The organism is Pseudoalteromonas sp. J2K-J031 (assembly GCF_058197095.2).
The window spans coordinates 2897523-2916245 of sequence record NZ_CM200279.1 but is presented as its reverse complement, the minus strand read 5'-3'; the positions used below and the strand labels follow the sequence as shown (position 1 = coordinate 2916245).

Genomic DNA, 18723 nt, shown 5'->3' with positions numbered 1-18723 from the left:
AAAAAGGGACTAATGACAAATTTTTATCGATGATTTAAGGATTTTAATAGATTAAATGACAGCGGTTGACTTTTCCATCCATGAGTGCAAAGTTTTTTTTATATTATCGAGTGATAAAGGTTTACTAAGGTAATCATTCATTCCTACATCGAGACATTTTTCTCGATCGCCCTTCATGGCATTAGCTGTCATAGCAATAATAATAACACCTTGGTGATGAAAGCCACCTTGACCGGTACGAATAGCCACGGTTGTTTGGTAGCCATCTAGCTCAGGCATCAGGCAATCCATTAATACTAAAGTATAAGGATTGGATTTTTCACATTGGTTTAACTTTTCAAGCGCGATGATCCCATTGTCTGCGATGTCGGGAATGATATCTATTTCAGCGAGCATCTTGGTTGCAACCATCTGATTTATTTTATTATCTTCGACAAGTAGTACTTTGTTTTTATTTTTACACAGGGGAGTAAATTTGATTTCCTCTGTCTTTTTTACCGCAACTTCTTCACTTTCGAGTAACTCGATAGTAAAGCAAAACTCGCTACCGTTTCCCTCAAAGCTTTGAACTGTAATGTCCCCCTTCATGAGTTGGCATAAACGTTTTACGATGGATAACCCAAGCCCTGTGCCACCATATTTGCGAGTGGTAGAGCTGTCTGCTTGGCTAAAGGGAATAAATAGCTTGTCTATTTGTGCGTCGCTCATGCCAATTCCGCTGTCTTTTATTGTACAAGTCAGTTGAAGTATGCCGTTTTGAAAAGGAGTAAGGCTAACATTGACATTTATGCTGCCCTTGGCGGTAAATTTAATAGCGTTACTGAGTAAATTTGTCAGTATTTGCCTTAGTCTTGTCGGATCGCCAATAACAAAACGCTGGCAATCTGAGGTTATATTGAGATTAAACTGAAGATTTTTTTCGATTGCCTGAGAAGATAAAAGTGCGATGATATTATTCAGTTCATTCTTTAAATGAAATGACGTTTGCTCAAGCTCGACATTACCAGATTCAATTTTTGAGAAATCTAAAATACTGTTGATAATATGCAACAAAGATTCTGCGCTGGCGAAAGCTAAGTTGATGTTTTCTAGGTGGCTAGGATCGATGTCGGTTTTATCTTTCAAAAGCGCTAACAAACCTAAAATTCCATTCATTGGGGTGCGAATTTCGTGACTCATACAGGCGAGAAACTCAGATTTTACTTTCTCTGAAGATTCGGCACTAAAACGAGCTTGCTCTAGTAATACATTGTTATTTTCTAATTCATATAAATAAGTTGCAATTCGTTCATGGCCTTGTTGGATTTCGGTAATGTCTTCGATGCATGAGAAAAAGCCTTTTACAGCACCTTGTTCATCTATATCGGGAATAAAGGTAAATTTAACATATTTAAATTCTTGCTCTTGATCTAAAAAATCACATTCAAAATGGCATTGCTTACCTTCAAGTACTCGCTTATAAAAGGGGGTTAGATCAGTATGAATATGATTTTTAAGGATCGTATCAATTGTCATATTGTTGACGTCAGCTTCTTCTTTGCCTATCCAAGTTAAAAAGCGTTTATTGATAAAACCTAACTGCGTCAGGTGGTTAAAATAAGCAAGTAAAATGGGTATTTCATGAGTGATAGTATCAATGTGACGGCGTGATTGATGAAGCTCCTTTTCTTGATGCTGCTGGGTTTGAAGAGATTGATTATATGCCCTGACAAAAATCCCAATTTCATTATCAGGCACAGCTAATGGCGTTAATATTTTACCTTGGCTGTAGAGTTGATTGGCCAGCTCCCTGATTGGGTTGAATATCAACTTAGTTTGAATAACGGCATTGAGCAGTATAACGGTTATAAAACCACAAATTACAATGACCAGATAATAACCCAGTTCGTTCATCAAGGCTTTGTTGTCGGCAGTAAGGTTGTAATTGATTACGACTAAGTAAGGCTTCTGTCTATTGAGCTTAGGATCAATAAGTTGAATTTTAGCCAGATAATAAAAATGGTTGTTACTCTTAAAGGTCGTGGTGGTATTTGGACTGGCAATTAATGTATTGATAGCCATTAACTCCACCTTATTAAATGCGTCGTTAACTGACGCATGTTGATACTGGTGTTCGCTGTCGGCGATGAGGTTTAATTCGCTGATTTTTATCAAAGATGTACGTTCAATTTTTTGTGATATGGCGGTTGAGCTAATTACGCGATCAGCGTGTATTTCAATTGAATTACCTTGGAGGGCCAAAATAATCGCATTTACTTGATGATAAAGCGATTGTTTGATTTGTTGCTCAATGCGATTATTTGCTTCAAGAACAAAAGCCATCATCATGCTGACCCCAACGATTACCAAAACAACAATGGTAAGTAAGTTGGATTTAATGCTAATGCGTTTAAAAAACTTAATCGGATGCATCATGGTAATGTATTTGCGATAGTTGAGTGGAGCAAGTCTGCGGTATGTTGGCAGTTACTCTCAATAGATTGTATGGAAACCAATGTTTGGCAAGCTGAAAGCGCTAAATCAGCAAAAGCATTATTATTGCTAAATAGTTTTTTTTGGTCTGTGATACTCAGCACTTTGATATCGCCAAGTGTGGCTGCAAAATCTTCTGCTGAAATATTTTCACGGATTGCCATTATCTTGTTCGCTTCATCTGGATTACTTTTATGGTAATCAATCGCCATTTGCCATGCTTGTTGCAGTCGTGCTACTAACATAGGATTATTCTCTATGGCTTCTGTTGAAAGAGAGATCACATCTAAAATTTGGTTTGGTATTTCTTTGCTTGAAAACACGGAGTGATAATGTTGGTTTTTTAATGTTTCAATCGAATAAGGTGGATAGCTAATAAAAGCGTCAATATCACCGTTAAGTAAAGCATATTGCCCCTGTACTTGTTCGGTATTTATAATTGTTACGTCGTCTAGTGTAAAATTGTATTTTTCAAGTGCTTGGTTTAAAACATAAATACCTAATGAACCAACCTCGGCGCCTATTTTTTTACCGATAAGCTGCTGGAACTCAGTCACGGATTTATGGGTAATAATCACATCCCCACCATTAGAATAATCAGCCACAATAATGGCATTCAGAGGTTTGCCAAACATAGACTCAGTCTGCACAGCTTCAATTAAGGTGCTGGTAAAACCATCTACTTGATTATTAATGTAAGCACGTTGTGCGTCTGAAAGGGTGGATACTTGTACCAAGCGAACATTGAGATCTAATTGTTTAAAATAGCCCTGATGCTCAGCTAAATATAAAAACTCGTAACCTGGCCAAGGATTAATAGCAATGCTAATGGGGGGGTGAGGCGATTTTAAACAGCTTACTAAGCCAGTAAAACTCAATAATAAAATAAGTATACGACGCATCTTAAGTGATTCAATGTCTTGGGTAGTTAAAGCTTAGTTCAAGCTGTAAGGGTTTTCTAATCCCAAGAAAATATTTAATTTAATGCGTTTATCTGAGGCTTATCGCGTTACTTTTTTGAAATAGAGCCCAGGCTGACGCAGGGCTATTTGACTTAAAAAGCGAGCGGGTAGCGTTTTAAAATAAGTGCAATCTCGGCTAATAATTCAGTCGATAGTTCTAATTCAAAGGCGGCAATGTTTTCGTTTAATTGTGCGACTGTTGTGGCGCCAATTATGGTTGAGGTAACCCCGTTGACTTGTTTACACCAAGCGTTGGCTAATTGTGCAGGGCTAATTTTATGTTGTGCAGCAAGCTCACAATAAGCGGCTGTGGCTAGTTCAGATTCAACTGTATCGCGAAATAAACCATTACGTTGGATCAAGCTCCAACGAGAACCTTGTGGCCGTGCACCATTTAAATATTTACCGCTAAGTGCGCCGCCAGCAAGGGGTGACCAAGGTAAATATGCAATCTCTTCATAAACACATTGCTCAATTAAATACGGCCAGTCTTTACTTTGTAGTAAGTTAAATTCATTTTGAATCGAGACCATGCGCGGTAAATTATGGTTTTTAGCAAGTTGAAGGTATTGATTAATGCCCCAAGGTGTTTCGTTTGATAAACCGCAATGGCGAATTTTACCTGCATTTATACAACGCTGTAATCCTTCAAGAATATCAAGCATTTGTTCAGTTGTTTGGCGGTGATCAACGTCAGTAAAAGAAATGTCATTGTGCCAGTGTTTACCAAAATGAGGTGACGTGCGGTTGGGCCAATGTAATTGATATAAATCGATATAATCGGTTTGCAAGCGTTGTAATGACGCATCTACCGCTTGGCAAACGCTTTGGCCACTCATTGGGCTGCCTTCTCGCACCCAACTGAGGCCTGGCCCTGCTATTTTAGAGGCGATAATTAACTCGTTTCGTTTTGCGCCGTTACGGCTAAGCCAATTGCCAATAATGGCTTCGGTTTTACCGTAGGTTTGCGGACTTGGCGGGACGGCGTACATCTCTGCGGTGTCAATAAAGTTAATGCCGGCATCGAGCGCGATAGCTAGCTGTTGATCAGCATCAGCTTGGTTATTTTGCATTCCCCAAGTCATGCTACCCAAGCATATTTCAGAAACAGATAAACCACTTGAGCCTAAAGAGTTAAATTTCATGATGACTCTCCTTTGTCATTTTCGCTGTATTGTCGGAGTAAACTGATTAATTCAATCGACAAAGGCGATTTTTTACCTGTTTTAAAATTAAACATAACAACTTGTGATGACCCTAAAGTGGTCACCGCTTGTTGCGCTTGACTAAAAACGGTGTAGTGCAGCATAAAACGGTCTTCTTTAATCTCGCTAATACTGACACCGACAATTAATGTGTCGGGGAATGTCACTGGGCGTTTATAACGTGCATTGTTTTCACTGAGCACAGGTCCAATTGCGCTAGTTTTTAATTCTTCAAGGAGATTAAATTGATTGAAAAAGTCAATGCGTGCGGTTTCAAAATAGCGAAAGTAAGCCACATTATTAACATGTTGTAAGGCATCCATCTCACCCCAAGCGACATTAATAAACGTATGGATTGGGAATTGTTGTAAGAAGTGGTCCATGTTAGCGATACACTCAAATTTTTATTTAAAGCCACAGCCTAGCAAGTCATACAGTGCTTAACAAGTCTGTTAAAACAGAATGTTACAAAGACCAACTTGTACAATACCCGCGTAATACACATAATTAAATACCTAAGAAATAAGGTTAAATAAGAGGCTAGTTATGAGCTTACTTTTGAAATGGGTGATTTTAATTGGTCTATTAATGCTGGCGTTAGTGTTTTATAGCGCAGGCTCAGTAAAAGGCGGTGCATTATTTTTTATACTAGGAGCTCTGTTTGAAATCGCTTTTTGGTTTAAATTATTTAACGTTAATAAACCTAATAAGCGTTAGTAAATCGGCCTGTACAAAGGTTAATCAACCCCAATGATTCAATAGCAAAAGTTACTGCGTGAAAGGGTAAACCGAGTTATGCTTACGCATTATTTTGGATTGTAGTGACTTACAATCCATAAAATGGGTAAAGAATTGAGAGTTATGAGCGAAAAAGACAGTCCTGCCGCAAAACCACCAAGAAAAAGAAAACAAAAAACAGCCGCAGATACCCAAGCCGATCCAGCAAAAACAGATCAAACGGCTAAGCCTGCTCGAAAAAAACGCGCTCCAGCGGCAAAAACCAAAGCAAAATCAAAATCAAAAAAAACAGCCTCTAAGCGCTCTTGGTCGCAAATAAAAAACAGAATGTTAGGCACCCTTTGGTCCATTGTTTGGAAAGGGGGGTTAACACTAACATTGGTGATAGCGCTATATCTTATTTACTTGGATTCAAAAATTAGCCGCCAATTTGAAGGTAATAAATGGCAATTACCCGCGCAAGTATATGCGCGCGCCATGCAGTTTTATCCGGGGCAATATTTATCAATAGATGAAGTCGTGTGGGAGCTAAAGCGTCTTAATTATTCCCGAGTTAATCAGTTGAGCTCGACAGGGCAATATATTGTGCAAGGGTCAAAAATTAGCATTTATATGCGCTCGTTCGAGTTTTTTGATGGTCCAGAAGCAGAGCGTAAGATAGAACTTGGCTTTTCGGGGCAAAAGCTACGCACTATTCGTGATTTATCCCTTGGTAATTTAACGACAGCACGTTTAGAGCCTGTTCAAATTGCACGTTTAAGTAATGCGACAGGGCAAGACCGTGAATTTGTGCCCTTAGAGCGCATTCCTGAAATGTTAAAAGATACCTTGTTGGTGGTCGAAGACCGTGATTTTTATCACCACCATGGTGTTTCACCGTTCTCGATCTTAAGAGCCTTATATTCGAATATTCGCGCGGGGCGTACAGTACAAGGTGGCAGTACTTTAACGCAGCAATTAGCAAAGAACTTTTATTTGAGCCGCGAACGGTCGTTTAATCGTAAATTTAATGAAGCCTTAATTGCGCTAATTTTAGATTACCGCTACAGCAAAGACCAAATATTAGAGGCCTACTTAAATGAAGTCTATCTAGGTCAAGCTTACAATCAAGGTGTGCATGGTGTTGAATTAGCAAGTGAATTTTACTTTGCCAAACCAGTTGATGAACTCGAGTACCACCAAATAGCGATGTTGGTGGGTTTAGTAAAAGGCCCATCGTATTTTAATCCGCGGCGCTACCCAGAGCGTGCTATGGAGCGACGTGATTTAGTACTGCGCTTAATGGCCGAAGATCAATTAATTAGCCCAAGAGAGTATCAAATAGCTCTGAATCGCCCTCTGGGCATTGAAGACATGGATAAAAGCGCCAAGGTGGCTCATCCTGGCTATCTTGATTTAGTGAGCCGCGAACTGAATGAACTACTTGATTCACAAGACGTACTCGATGCTGGTGTAAGGGTATTCACTTATTTTGATTTACATAAACAAACAGCGATGGAAGAAGCGGTTTCAAAAGGTCTCCCCTTACTTGAGAAAAATAAAAAAGTGAATGAATTACAAGCTGCTATGGTGTCAGTTAACGTGCAATACAATGGTATATCGGCTTTAGTTGCAGGGCGCGACACTCGCCTGTCGGGGTTTAATCGTGTACTTGATAGTCAGCGTAATATTGGTTCATTAGTGAAGCCAGCCGTTTATTTAACCGCGCTTTCAAGGCCGCAATATCATTTAGGTACTTTGTTAGAAGACAAGCCAATTAGCTTACAAGATGAGCAGGGGAATCGTTGGCAACCTGATAATTATGATCATCAATTTCGTGGTGAAATTCCTTTATATCAAGCGTTTAGCCATAGCGTTAATTTGCCAGCTGTTAATTTAGGGCTTGCTGTTGGGGTTAACCAAGTTGCCCACACAATTGCAAATTTAGGGGTTGAAAGCGCCATCAATCCTTACCCTTCGTTATTGCTAGGAGCACTGGAGTTATCGAGCTTAGAAGTCGCGCAGATGTACAGTACCATTGCCAACTCTGGCGACTACCAAAAGTTGACTTCGATAGCTGCCATTACTGATGCTGTTGGAGGCGTGATTTATCAACATCACAATACGAAAGAAGCGCGTTTTGACAAAGATGCGATGTATTTAACTAAATACGCGATGAAACGAGTGACGTTAGAAGGTACCGCAAAAAAACTTAAACAGACTTTTCCAACCATTCAATTTGCAGGAAAAACAGGCACAACCAATGAACTACGTGATAGTTGGTTTGCAGGATTTGATCAAAATACGGTGACCGTTACTTGGCTTGGGCGTGATGATAATAAAATCGCAGGTTTAACTGGCGGGCAAGGGGCGCTTGAAGTCTATATTCGTTATCTTAAAGAGCTCAACCCTGAATCAATAGCCGATCAGCGTCCAGCTTCTATAAAGTGGGCTTTTGTCTCAGAACAAACAGGACAGCAAGCTCCACCTGGCTGCGGGAACGTTGTAAACTTACCTGTTAGGGCTAATGAATTTGTAGCTAAGCCTGCTTGTCGTTAATAGAAAGCGACACCTATTATGAAAAGGTGTTTTAGGAGTAATAAAAAGCCAGAATTCAATTCTGGCTTTTTATTAGTTTACTCAGGATGCAGTATTAACGCATCTAGGCGTAATTAAAGCTTTGCAAAAGCACGCTTTGCTGCGGCAATTGTTTGCTCAATTTCGGCATCGCCATGCTCTGAACAAATAAAGCCTGCTTCAAACGCTGATGGCGCAAGATAGACACCTTCTTCTAACATTAAATGGAAGAAACGTTTAAAACGCTCAACGTCACATTGTGTTGCTTGCTGATAGCTAGTTACTTTGGCTGCATCGGTAAAGAAAAAGCCATACATGCCACCGGCGTAATTAGTGGTTAATGCAATACCAGCTTCAGTCGCTGCTTGTTCAAAGCCTTCACATAAACGTTTGCTTTTTGCTTCTAAGTCCGCGTGTAAACCCGGTGCAGAAATAAGCTCAAGTGCAGCTAAACCCGCTGCCATGGCAATTGGATTACCTGAAAGCGTACCCGCTTGATAAACTGGGCCAACTGGAGCAATGAAATCCATGATTTCTTTTTTACCACCAAATGCACCCACAGGCATACCACCACCAATGACTTTACCTAAACAGGTTAAATCAGGAATGATGTTGTAATATTGTTGCGCACCGCCTAATGCCACACGAAAGCCAGTCATCACTTCATCAAAAATAAGCACTGATTTGTATTGGTCGCATACTGCGCGAAGACCTTCAAGGAATCCTGCAACAGGTGGAATACAGTTCATGTTACCAGCCACAGGCTCAACAATAATACAGGCGATTTCGTCAGCATATTTTTCAAAAATTGCTTTTACTTCATCTAAATTGTTAAACGATACTGTCAAAGTGTGTTTAGCAAAATCAGCAGGGATCCCCGGTGAATTTGGGACACCCATCGTTAGGGCGCCAGAACCTGCTTTTACTAGTAGTGAATCAGCATGGCCATGGTAACAGCCTTCAAATTTTAAAATTTTGTCACGGCCAGTAAAGCCACGAGCAAGACGAATGGCACTCATCGTCGCCTCGGTGCCTGAGCTCACCATACGAACTTTTTCGATAGATGGTACTAAGGCTTTTACTTTTTCAGCCATTAGGATTTCTGTTTCGGTTGGCGCACCGTAGCTTAAGCCATTTTCAACCGCTGCAAGTACCGCATTTTTGATGGCTGGATGATTGTGACCCATGATCATTGGACCCCAAGAGCCAACATAATCGATGTACTTATTACCATCGGCATCAAAGGTGTAAGCGCCTTGCGCTTTCGTAATAAAAAGTGGCGTACCACCTACGCCGTTAAAAGCACGAACAGGTGAATTTACACCACCCGGAATAGAGGCGAGAGCGCGTTCAAACAAATCTTGACTGATAGTCATATTTTTATCCTTTAATGTCGATTAGCTGGTTTTTTTGTTGCTAAACCAAGGGACTGTGGTTTCGTGTTTTTCAACCAGATTTTCAACGCCAAGCGTCAGTGCAAATAGCGCCATCCGGATCAGGACACCATTTTGTACTTGGCGGAAAATCGCTAAGTTATCGTTATTATTTAAATCGTTATCTAACTCATTTGCTTCACCACGGCTATCGCGCGGCAGTGGGTGCATAAGTACCGAATTAGGTTTGCAATGGGCATTGTAAATCGCTTGGCTAATTCTAAAGCCACCACGGTATTTATTGGCTTCTTCTTGTGATGGAAAGCGTTCTTCTTGAATACGTGTTTGATAAACGATATCGGCCGCTAAATTGCCTTCCATTTTGCTCACTAACTGAATTTCATGTCCGGCATTACTGACCGAATCAAGAATATAATCAGGCATTTGTAAGCCATCGGGTGCCACCATTGAAAACTTTACATTTTTGTAATGGCACAATAATTTTGATAGTGAGTGTACGGTGCGACCATATTTTAAATCACCTACTAAGGCGATGTGCATACCATCGATTTTACTATTAAAGCGGTTGAGCTCTTTTTCGATAGTTAATAAGTCGAGTAGGGCTTGAGTTGGGTGCTCATTTGGACCATCACCACCATTGATAACTGGCACTGAGGCACCTGTTGCAAAGGTAGCAACTGAATCTGCGTCAGGGTGGCGCATTGCCACGGCATCTGCGTAAGCCGAAATAACACGTGCGGTATCATATAAAGACTCACCTTTACTTAAGGCTGAGCTTTGCATGCCGGTAGTTTCGCGCACTAAACCACCGAGTAAATTAAATGCTGTGCCAAAACTTACACGAGTACGCGTACTTGGTTCAAAAAATAGGTTGGCTAAAATGGCACCTTCGAGCACTTTGGTACGCTTTTGTTTTTTTGCGTAGGGTTCCATTTTTTTTGCAACTGCAAAAATAGCCTCGATGCTATCTCTATTTAGTTGATTTACCGAAAGAATATTTTCGCCTTGAAAGTTCAGCATGTGGCTAATCCTAATGAACAAAGTTACGGGGAATTTTCGCGCGTAACTATAGCAAATTCACGCGCGGGTGTAGCTATAAATTTTATTGAATTTGACCCGTTACAATGCGGGTTTTAAGATTGCTAAAAAAACAATGGCGAGCAAAATAAGGACCGGAAATTCGTTAAAAATACGGTAAAACTTATGGCTGCGACGATTGCGGTCATGTTTAAAGTCGGCTAAGAGTTTAAAGCAGTAGCCATGATAGGCGTATAAAATAATTACGAGTACTAATTTGTAGTGCAACCACATGCTGGCTTTAAACCACTCTCGACCATATTCAGTAATCATCAGTACGCCAAAAACAAGCGTGAAAATAGCAAAAGGGGTAACAAAAAACAGTAGTTTTCGCTCCATCACTTTGAGCATGGCATGACAGTCTTTTTCGTGGTGCATAGCATGATACACAAACAGGCGGGGCAAATAGAAAATGCCTGCAAACCAAGCAATCATAAAAAAGATGTGTAGGGCTTTATAAATTAAAATTAAGCTCATTATGTCCTCAGTTTTACAGCAAACTACTACGAATTGTTAAAATATGGCGGATGTGATCCCAGCGAATAAGGCCCATAATTTGTTTATTATCAAGTTTGTTATAAACATAAACAGCGCCGCCACGCTTATCATTGAGTATGGTGAACACTTCCGCCAATGTTGATTGGCTAGTTACTCCTTGCAGCGGCACATATCGAATGCCGACAGTTTGCTCAGCCGTTAACGTTAAATCATATTCTGCGAGACGATAACCGTTTTCGTTATCGTGAACAATGAGAGGTGTTTGCGCATCAACTGCATTGAGGGTTTGAGAAATTTGTTCTTTGTCATCGCTATAAAGCAGTTTGAAGTTTTCTTCCATTTCATCAAGCACCCCAACTTTTTGTAGCGCTTCAACCGCAGGGGATACTTGATAAGCAAGGCCTTGAAATTCTAATTGCTGTAAAAAAATCGAACGATTTTTAAAAAGTTGCAATGCTGTCACGTAGGCCGATGCGATTACAACGATTGCAGGAACTGTAATCGTTGGGCTTGATGTGAGTTCCATTACAGCAACGAGCGCGGCAAGGGGGGCATGTAATGTTGCAGCTAATAAACCTGCCATGCCAAGCACCGCATAAGTACCCACTACTTGTACTTCAGGGCTTATATAGTGGCCAAAAAAAGACATCATAGAACCAATAATAACGCCAAGCCCAATAACTGGGCCGATGATCCCTCCGGGGATCCCAAGCCCGAGAGCAAATAACGTGGCTAATAATTTGGCAACAAATATCGTAGTGAGCAGTTGAATATCATCAGGAGAGGAGACCGAAATAGCAATAGCACTTAAACCAGGCCCCATTGCTTGTGGGACTAAATAACCAATTCCCCCCGTAATGACACCAGCAAGCAGTAAGCGGGGAAACATGTTTACTTTTTTGAAGGTGCGCATTACCAGCATTAGATTTTGATTAAAACTATAAGCGATGGCCCCTAAGACTACTCCGCATAAAATTAAGTAAGGAATATGCCAGCCAGATAACGGGATCACGTGGATCATTGATAATTCAGTTTGCGTACCAAATACAAATTGAGTGGTTAAAGCACCTGTAACGGCGGCAAGCATGATAGGAACAAAAATGTGGATTTTGTATTCTCGCATCACCACTTCCATCACAAAAATAACCGCAGCAAGCGGCGTATTAAAAGATGCGGCAATCCCAGCTGCCACGCCACAACCCACTAAAGTACGCATGGCATTAAACGGTAAATGTAACCATGTTGCCAGTACGCTTGCGCCCGTTGCACCCATGTGGACCGAAGGGCCTTCACGACCAACCGAAAAACCACTAATAAGTGCTAATGCACCACCAAAAAATTGATTAGCAGCATTCCAAATTGGCATATTGCCGTAGTGTTGTTTGATACGATGTAAAACAAAAGGGATGCCTAAACGGTAATGTTTAAAACCGGTAAAGTCGGCAAAAATAGCAATAAATAAGGCCGCTAAAATAGGTAAAGCAAAGCGCTCAAGGGGGGGGAGGTGGGAAAAATCGTCAGTTTCTACTAAAAACCACCCTTGTACGGTTATGATTAATAAACGAAATAAGATGATCAATATTGCCGCAATCAGGCCTGCAGCAACACCTAACAAACATAATTGTACAGATGTCTTTGGCTTGGCCAAACTACGCCTGAGTGTTTCAAGCGACATTAAATAGTTCCATACATCAATGACAATCGTGAAAGTTTATCAGATAGATTTCGTTAAGTCGTTTTATTTTATAGGAATTTAACCCATTACAAAGAGAGTAAATCGTAATCAAGCGGTTACTTTAACGCTTATGGCATTAAATTTAAACGCAATAGCTGCACGATAGCGCTTTCATTTTTATCATAGAAGTAAAAATGACGTCATGGTTAAAGGCAGTGCTTTTTAAATAAGATTTAAATACCGGCTTAGCCTCATTTTTAGGTTTGATAATTGACTTGTCCAAAGTGAGTACTTGATTAAAACACTCGGGTATTAGATAATTTCGCCATTGCCGTCTAGTGAGTTGAATAATGTCAGATCAAATACCAATTAAATTTACCGATGCTGCCGCTAATAAGGTGAAGCAACTGATTGAAGAAGAAGAAAATCCTCAACTAAAATTACGTGTTTACGTAACCGGTGGTGGGTGTTCTGGTTTTCAATATGGTTTTACATTTGATGAAAAAACAAATCCAGGTGATTTGGAAATCGTTAAAAGTGGTGTGACATTGGTTGTTGACCCAATGAGCTTTCAATATTTGGTTGATGGTGAAGTGGATTATACCGAAGGCTTAGAAGGTTCTCGTTTTTTTGTTAATAACCCGAATGCAACTGCGACCTGTGGTTGTGGTTCATCATTTAGTGTTTAGTTATTAAATGAGCAACTGAGTAAAAAAGCCACTTAAGAGTGGCTTTTTTATTGCTTACAATTTATTTCAAATTATCACTTTCCATTCTGTGTAAACCTCGTATTATTTATTGAATATCAACAATAAACATTGCTAATCGTTCGATTAAAAAGCGGGTCAACTCGTCAAAATATCATCGATTATCAGCACAGGAGATCCCGATGCGCCCTCTGTCAGGCATCAAAAAATTACTCGATGAAAAACCCCACATTATTTCCGTTGTTATTTGTATTGCTATTTTTATTTGGATGCTGACAGGCCCCTCTCATGCAGAACAGCCTGCATCTGAACATGCTAAGAAAATAAAGCTTCCTAGAGTAAAGGTTGATCGCTTAGTCGCTGAACCCGTATTTAAAACACTTGCGCTTTATGGGCGCAGTGAGCCAGATAAAATAGCTAATGTCAGTAGTTATGAAGCGGGCCAAGTAGAGGCAATACTCGTTAATGAAGGTGAGTTTGTCGCCAAAGGCACCGTGGTTGCAAAGCTAGATCAAGGTGATTTAAGTGAGCGTATTGATTCAGTTAAAGCATTAATTAAACAACGAGAGCTTGAATACCAAGGTGCAAAAAAATTGCAACAGCAAGGTTTGCAAGACCAAGTTGCACTGGCCAAAACCGAAACCGCTTTGGCTCAAGCTAAAGCTGAATTGGCCAGCTTAGCATTAAGTTTAGATCGCACGACTTTACGTGCCCCATTTGATGGTGTCATTAACCGCAGGTTAGTTGAAGTTGGGGGCTATGTTGGCCGAGGTGATGCGGTGTTTGAACTTGCCGACCTTGACCCATTGATTATTCGTGCTGATGTAACGCAAGCTGAAGTGAAAAACTTAACGATTAACCAGCAAGTTACGGCAGACGTGTTTGAACAGTCATCAACTCAAGGAGTGATCCGGTACATCGCTTCTGTTGCTGATAATAATACCAATACCTTTCGTATTGAAGCCGCCTTTAGCAATCCAAACATGACACAAAAAGCGGGTTTTTCGGCACAACTTAATATTAATGCCCAAGCGGTTGAAGCAATTAAACTTAGCCCTGCGTTTATGGCACTTGATGAAGAAGGGAACATTGGCGTTAAAAGTGTCGATAACCAAAATAAGGTTGTTTTTAATCGTATTAATATTGTGAAATCAACCGTTGATGGGATTTGGATGACGGGCTTAGGTTCACAAGCTGACATTATTACCCTAGGCCAAGGGTTTGTGCGCATTGGTGATGAAGTTGAACCTGTTTATAGTAACGAGCAGGAGTAATTATGGGTAATTTGATTGATGCAGCAATTCATCATACTCGCACAGGCTTATCGATATTTATTTTGCTGCTGATTGCCGGTTGGGTGACCTATCAAAATATCCCAAAAGAAGCCAATCCTGATGTTACCATTCCATTTATTTATGTCTCCATTGTTCATGACGGTATTTCACCTGAAGATGCCGAGCGTTTGCTTGTGCGCCCAATGGAAATTGAATTACGTTCAATTGAGGGCGTAAAAGAAATGAGCGCAGTGGCGAGCGAAGGTCATGCCTCGGTGACGCTTGAGTTTTTAGCGGGGATGGATCCTAAAGAAGCTCTTGCTGATGTGCGTGACAAAGTCTCGCTTGCAAAAGCAAAATTACCCTCAGAATCTGAAGAGCCTGAAGTACATGAAGTATTAATGGAAGACGAGCAGCCTACTATTACCTTAACTTTATCGGGCAATGTGCCAGAGCGTGGTTTGCTGACGCTTGCTCGTAATCTAAAAGATGAATTGGAGTCAATATCAAGTGTATTAGAAGTTGAAATTGGTGGTGATAGGGAAGACATGGTTGAAATCGAAGTTGACCCTTTAGCTATGGTTTCATACGGTTTAAAACAAAATGATATTTACCAGTTACTTAACAATAACAATCGCTTAATCGCCGCTGGAACACTTGATACCGGTAAGGGCCGTTTTGCGATAAAAATTCCTTCAGTGTTTGAATCAATTCAAGATGTAATGGAGCAGCCTGTTAAAGTGGTCGATGATAAAGTTGTCCGTTTTATGGATGTTGCTGTTATTCGCCGCGCTTATAAAGATCCAAATACAATTGCTCGTATTAACGGTGAGTTAGCTATTTCGCTCGAAGTTAAAAAACGAGTTGGCGAAAATATTATTGATACAGTTAAGCAGGTTAAAGCTGTGGTTGAGGATACTCGAACGCTTTGGCCCGATCATATCAAAGTGAATTACACCGGAGATATGTCACTTGATGTTGAGCAAATGTTGGCTGATTTACAAAATAATGTGCTTTCGGCGGTCTTGTTAGTGGTGATTGTCATTATTGCTATTTTAGGCAGTCGCGCTGCTTTTTTAGTCGGTGTTGCAATACCCGGTTCGTTTTTAACGGGCATTTTAGTGATCTCATTATTTGGCCTGACAGTTAATATCGTGGTGTTATTTGCCTTAATTATGGCGGTAGGGATGTTAGTCGATGGCGCTATTGTGGTAACTGAATTTGCCGATCGTATGATGGGCGAAGGAATGGACCGTAAAAATGCCTATTCGCTTGCAGCTAAACGCATGGCATGGCCCATTATCGCCTCAACAGCGACCACACTAGCGGCCTTTGCCCCTTTAATCTTTTGGCCGGGTATGATGGGTGAGTTTATGAAATACTTACCAATCACTTTAATGGCAACCTTAAGTGCTTCTTTAGTTATGGCGCTAATTTTTGTGCCTACCATAGGCAGTTTAATTGGAAAGGTTAAGCCTCTTTCCGCTTCACAAAAGCAAGAGTTACTGAATGCTGAGGAGGGCGATTTAACTCAGCTGCATGGATTCATTGGTGGTTATGTTCGCGTGCTTGACCGTGCCATCGCACACCCTTGGAAAGTACTGTTAGGTGCGATTGTATTCTCTGTTTTGGTTTTTATTGGTTATGGAGTGTCGAAACTGGGCGTGGAGTTTTTTCCTGATGTTGAGCCTAACGGGGTTAATATTAAAGTGCGCTCTTATGGTGACTTATCTATTTATGAAAAAGATACCATCATGCAAGCAATCGAAGCTAAAGTCTTGACCGTTGAAGGTATTAAAACGTTGTATTCATTAACGGGTGGTAAAGATGTTGTTGGTACGTTGCGCCTTAATCTAAAAGATTGGGACGAACGCAAACCTGCCGATCAAATTATCGCCGAAGTGATGTCATTAACTAGCACGATAGCAGGTGTCGAAATTGAGCTTCGAAAAGATGAAAATGGCCCCGGTGGCGGTAAAGACTTATCGATTGAACTTAGTTCTAAATTTCCGGATGTATTGAATCAAGAGGCAAGACGCATTCGCCAAGCCATTGAGGCAGATGGTGCTTTTATTAATGTTGATGATACTGGCTCAAAACCCGGAATTGAATGGCAGCTAAAACTCAATCGTGCTGATGCGGCTCGCTTTGGTGCTGATGCGGCTATGCTAGGTGCAAATGTGCAAATGATCACTAATGGTTTGAAGCTCGGTGAATATCGCCCTGATGATGTCGATGATGAAATTGATATTCGCGTTCGTTTTCCTTTTGATAAACGAGATTTAAGTCGTCTAGACACCCTTAGAGTAAATACCCAATACGGGCAAATTCCTATTACGCATTTTGTTGAGCGCCAAGCAGTGCAAAAAGTCGATTCGGTACGCCGAGTCGATAGTCACCGAGTCGTGTCAGTTAATGCTGATATGATGGCTGGAGAATTGCTGAGCTTGGCATTGCCTCGATTGCAAGCACAACTAACAGAGCAAGGGCTAGACCCGAGAGTGAAGCTCAAAATACGTGGCGAAAATGAAGAGCAAAACGAATCGGAAACTTTTTTACAAAATGCATTTTTAGTGGCGCTTTTTGTAATGGGAATTATCTTAGTGACTCAATTTAATAGCTTCTATCAAGCACTTCTTATTCTAAGTGCGGTGATTTTCTCGACCGTAGGGGTATTTTTGGGGTTACTCATTTTGCAGCAGCCTTTTGGCATTGTAATGTCAGGGATCGGAGTTATTTCACTTGCAGGTATTGTCGTAAATAACAATATAGTACTGATAGACACCTATAATGTACTTTGCAAGCAAGGTGTTGAAGCAAAAGAAGCTATTTTAAGAACCGGTGCGCAGCGTTTAAGGCCTGTACTACTTACAACGGTGACCACTATTTTAGGTTTAATGCCGATGGTGTTGCAGGTCAATATTGACTTATTTAATCGTCAAATTGACTTCGGTGCGCCATCGACACAGTGGTGGGTGCAATTATCAACCGCAGTTGCGGGCGGCTTAGCCTTTGCAACCGTACTGACTTTAATTTTAACACCATGCTTATTAGCATTGAGAATTAAGAAACAATAATCTCCATTTAACCAAAAAGCCTCGAGCATTCATTTGCAAGAGGCTTCATTCTATTCGTACTGCACTTCTACTATTTTGTTATCTGGATCATCAAAGTAAAAAATCCAAGTAAGAAAGCACTGAATACAAGGATGTAGATAAATCCTTTTTTACCTTCTTTGAGGGGAACGTTGTTTTTCTTAAGAAAAAAATACCAAACCAAACATAAAATAATGGGAAGTAAAAACATTAAACGGATCATAAATATTTGATTACCATGTTAATTATGATTAATTATTGTTGAGTATAACAGGTACTTTTGTATTTTTAAGCGGAAATTGCGACTTAGCTTAATTAAGACATCTTTATACATTTTGCGAAACCGCAAATATGATGGGTAAGTAAATATTTGAGATTTTATTTTATATTATGAAAATTTTTTATTTAATAAAAACAATTACTAATAATTAATTTTGTAAATAAGGTTATAAATTTTGATTAAATTCAAATTAAACAGTATTAAAAACCAACTAATAAAATCATAGTTTTATGCTAACATCCCACATTGAGAAGTCCTATATTCAGTACTTAGTAGGTAATTTCGGAAATATAGTGGCTATTTGGGCTTGATAATTTGTTTGTCATAAAAAAGAAACAAGAACCTCTATTAGGTAAATATAGTAAATACGTCTATACCTAATTTAGGGCTTGTGCTTTAATAGCCGCAATTTGTTTAATGTTTTATCTGTAAAATATTAAACACTTCATTAAATGAGAAGGGGCATTCTCATTTAATTTTATATAAATAACATTCATCTAGTAGGAGATGTATATGATGGGTAAAACTGTCTCGTCTGAAGAAAACGGACGTTTAACTAAATGGTTAAAAGATAAGCGCCAAGAGAAAGGTCATACAATGCGTAGCCTAGCTCAAATTTTAGGTACTCCACATTCTTTTATCGGTAAAATTGAGAATCAAGAACGCCGTTTAGATGTTGTTGAATTCATGCGTTATTGTCATGCGCTTGAAGTCGATCCAATTGAAGGTTTAGCGCTGCTTAAAGGCGAATAAGTTTTAAACAGGGATAAACCTTGCATGGACGCGTTAT

General features: G+C 40.0%; 14 protein-coding genes. 6 read left to right on the top strand and 8 right to left on the bottom strand.

All coding sequences use genetic code 11. From position 1 onward, the window contains the following. Positions 1–51: 51 nt before the first annotated feature. The 4 genes from AC3KZC_RS13200 to AC3KZC_RS13185 all read right to left on the bottom strand — a co-directional run bounded on the left by AC3KZC_RS13200 (position 52) and on the right by AC3KZC_RS13185 (position 5022). The gene (locus tag AC3KZC_RS13200) at positions 52–2415 is read right to left on the bottom strand and encodes an ATP-binding protein (protein WP_490578832.1); all 2364 of its coding nucleotides are present in this window, start codon (positions 2413–2415) and stop codon (positions 52–54) included. Continuing rightward, positions 2412–3374 carry an ABC transporter substrate-binding protein gene (locus AC3KZC_RS13195; protein WP_490578833.1) on the bottom strand — a complete coding sequence of 321 codons (963 nt, stop codon included), beginning with the start codon at positions 3372–3374 and terminating at the stop codon, positions 2412–2414. Before AC3KZC_RS13195 ends, AC3KZC_RS13200 begins: the two co-directional genes overlap by 4 nt. A gap of 152 nt (positions 3375–3526) precedes the next feature. Then, positions 3527–4579, bottom strand: coding sequence for an aldo/keto reductase (locus tag AC3KZC_RS13190; protein ID WP_490578834.1), 1053 nt, complete (start codon positions 4577–4579; stop codon positions 3527–3529). Further along, a complete protein-coding gene (locus AC3KZC_RS13185) occupies positions 4576–5022 on the bottom strand; it encodes an acyl-CoA thioesterase (protein WP_490578835.1) in 447 nt (148 codons plus the stop codon). The genes AC3KZC_RS13190 and AC3KZC_RS13185 overlap by 4 nt, the downstream gene beginning before the upstream one ends. A gap of 163 nt (positions 5023–5185) precedes the next feature. Between AC3KZC_RS13185 and AC3KZC_RS13180 the strand changes: the two genes are divergently transcribed. Further along, on the top strand, positions 5186–5356 hold the full coding sequence (locus AC3KZC_RS13180; RefSeq protein ID WP_490578836.1) for a hypothetical protein: 171 nt from the start codon (positions 5186–5188) through the stop codon (positions 5354–5356). A 144-nt stretch (positions 5357–5500) separates the two neighbouring features. Further along, positions 5501–7915 carry a penicillin-binding protein 1B gene (mrcB, locus tag AC3KZC_RS13175; RefSeq protein ID WP_490578837.1) on the top strand — a complete coding sequence of 805 codons (2415 nt, stop codon included), beginning with the start codon at positions 5501–5503 and terminating at the stop codon, positions 7913–7915. Between the two features lie 113 nt (positions 7916–8028). Here mrcB and hemL read toward each other — a convergent pair whose 3' ends face one another. The 4 genes from hemL to AC3KZC_RS13155 form a co-directional block, all read right to left on the bottom strand. Further along, positions 8029–9309 carry a glutamate-1-semialdehyde 2,1-aminomutase gene (gene hemL, locus AC3KZC_RS13170; RefSeq protein ID WP_490578838.1) on the bottom strand — a complete coding sequence of 427 codons (1281 nt, stop codon included), beginning with the start codon at positions 9307–9309 and terminating at the stop codon, positions 8029–8031. 21 nt (positions 9310–9330) lie between these two features. Continuing rightward, positions 9331–10347, bottom strand: a complete 1017-nt coding sequence (locus AC3KZC_RS13165; protein WP_490578839.1) for an aspartate carbamoyltransferase — start codon at positions 10345–10347, stop codon at positions 9331–9333. Positions 10348–10446: 99 nt separating this feature from the next. Next, entirely contained in the window at positions 10447–10881 is a 435-nt protein-coding gene (locus AC3KZC_RS13160) for a CopD family protein (RefSeq protein WP_490578840.1), read from the bottom strand. Between the two features lie 13 nt (positions 10882–10894). Further along, complete coding sequence (locus AC3KZC_RS13155) at positions 10895–12577, bottom strand: chloride channel protein (protein ID WP_490578841.1); 1683 nt, start codon at positions 12575–12577, stop codon at positions 10895–10897. 350 nt (positions 12578–12927) lie between these two features. Between AC3KZC_RS13155 and erpA the strand changes: the two genes are divergently transcribed. From erpA to AC3KZC_RS13135, 4 genes are all read left to right on the top strand, one after another. Then, complete coding sequence (gene erpA, locus AC3KZC_RS13150; RefSeq protein ID WP_490578842.1) at positions 12928–13266, top strand: iron-sulfur cluster insertion protein ErpA; 339 nt, start codon at positions 12928–12930, stop codon at positions 13264–13266. A 200-nt stretch (positions 13267–13466) separates the two neighbouring features. After that, positions 13467–14558 carry an efflux RND transporter periplasmic adaptor subunit gene (locus AC3KZC_RS13145; protein WP_490578843.1) on the top strand — a complete coding sequence of 364 codons (1092 nt, stop codon included), beginning with the start codon at positions 13467–13469 and terminating at the stop codon, positions 14556–14558. A 2-nt stretch (positions 14559–14560) separates the two neighbouring features. Then, positions 14561–17635, top strand: coding sequence for an efflux RND transporter permease subunit (locus tag AC3KZC_RS13140; protein WP_490578844.1), 3075 nt, complete (start codon positions 14561–14563; stop codon positions 17633–17635). Between the two features lie 811 nt (positions 17636–18446). Beyond that, positions 18447–18686 carry a helix-turn-helix domain-containing protein gene (locus tag AC3KZC_RS13135; RefSeq protein WP_086742544.1) on the top strand — a complete coding sequence of 80 codons (240 nt, stop codon included), beginning with the start codon at positions 18447–18449 and terminating at the stop codon, positions 18684–18686. Positions 18687–18723: the final 37 nt, after the last annotated feature.

Excerpts from the sequence above, each read along its gene's own strand:
- AC3KZC_RS13200 (WP_490578832.1), bottom strand. The coding sequence starts at position 2,415 with ATGATGCATCCGATTAAGTTTTTTAAACGCATTAGCATTAAATCCAAC.
- AC3KZC_RS13195 (WP_490578833.1), bottom strand. The coding sequence starts at position 3,374 with ATGCGTCGTATACTTATTTTATTATTGAGTTTTACTGGCTTAGTAAGC.
- AC3KZC_RS13190 (WP_490578834.1), bottom strand. The coding sequence starts at position 4,579 with ATGAAATTTAACTCTTTAGGCTCAAGTGGTTTATCTGTTTCTGAAATA.
- AC3KZC_RS13185 (WP_490578835.1), bottom strand. The coding sequence starts at position 5,022 with ATGGACCACTTCTTACAACAATTCCCAATCCATACGTTTATTAATGTC.
- AC3KZC_RS13180 (WP_490578836.1), top strand. The coding sequence starts at position 5,186 with ATGAGCTTACTTTTGAAATGGGTGATTTTAATTGGTCTATTAATGCTG.
- mrcB (WP_490578837.1), top strand. The coding sequence starts at position 5,501 with ATGAGCGAAAAAGACAGTCCTGCCGCAAAACCACCAAGAAAAAGAAAA.
- hemL (WP_490578838.1), bottom strand. The coding sequence starts at position 9,309 with ATGACTATCAGTCAAGATTTGTTTGAACGCGCTCTCGCCTCTATTCCG.
- AC3KZC_RS13165 (WP_490578839.1), bottom strand. The coding sequence starts at position 10,347 with ATGCTGAACTTTCAAGGCGAAAATATTCTTTCGGTAAATCAACTAAAT.
- AC3KZC_RS13160 (WP_490578840.1), bottom strand. The coding sequence starts at position 10,881 with ATGAGCTTAATTTTAATTTATAAAGCCCTACACATCTTTTTTATGATT.
- AC3KZC_RS13155 (WP_490578841.1), bottom strand. The coding sequence starts at position 12,577 with ATGTCGCTTGAAACACTCAGGCGTAGTTTGGCCAAGCCAAAGACATCT.
- erpA (WP_490578842.1), top strand. The coding sequence starts at position 12,928 with ATGTCAGATCAAATACCAATTAAATTTACCGATGCTGCCGCTAATAAG.
- AC3KZC_RS13145 (WP_490578843.1), top strand. The coding sequence starts at position 13,467 with ATGCGCCCTCTGTCAGGCATCAAAAAATTACTCGATGAAAAACCCCAC.
- AC3KZC_RS13140 (WP_490578844.1), top strand. The coding sequence starts at position 14,561 with ATGGGTAATTTGATTGATGCAGCAATTCATCATACTCGCACAGGCTTA.
- AC3KZC_RS13135 (WP_086742544.1), top strand. The coding sequence starts at position 18,447 with ATGATGGGTAAAACTGTCTCGTCTGAAGAAAACGGACGTTTAACTAAA.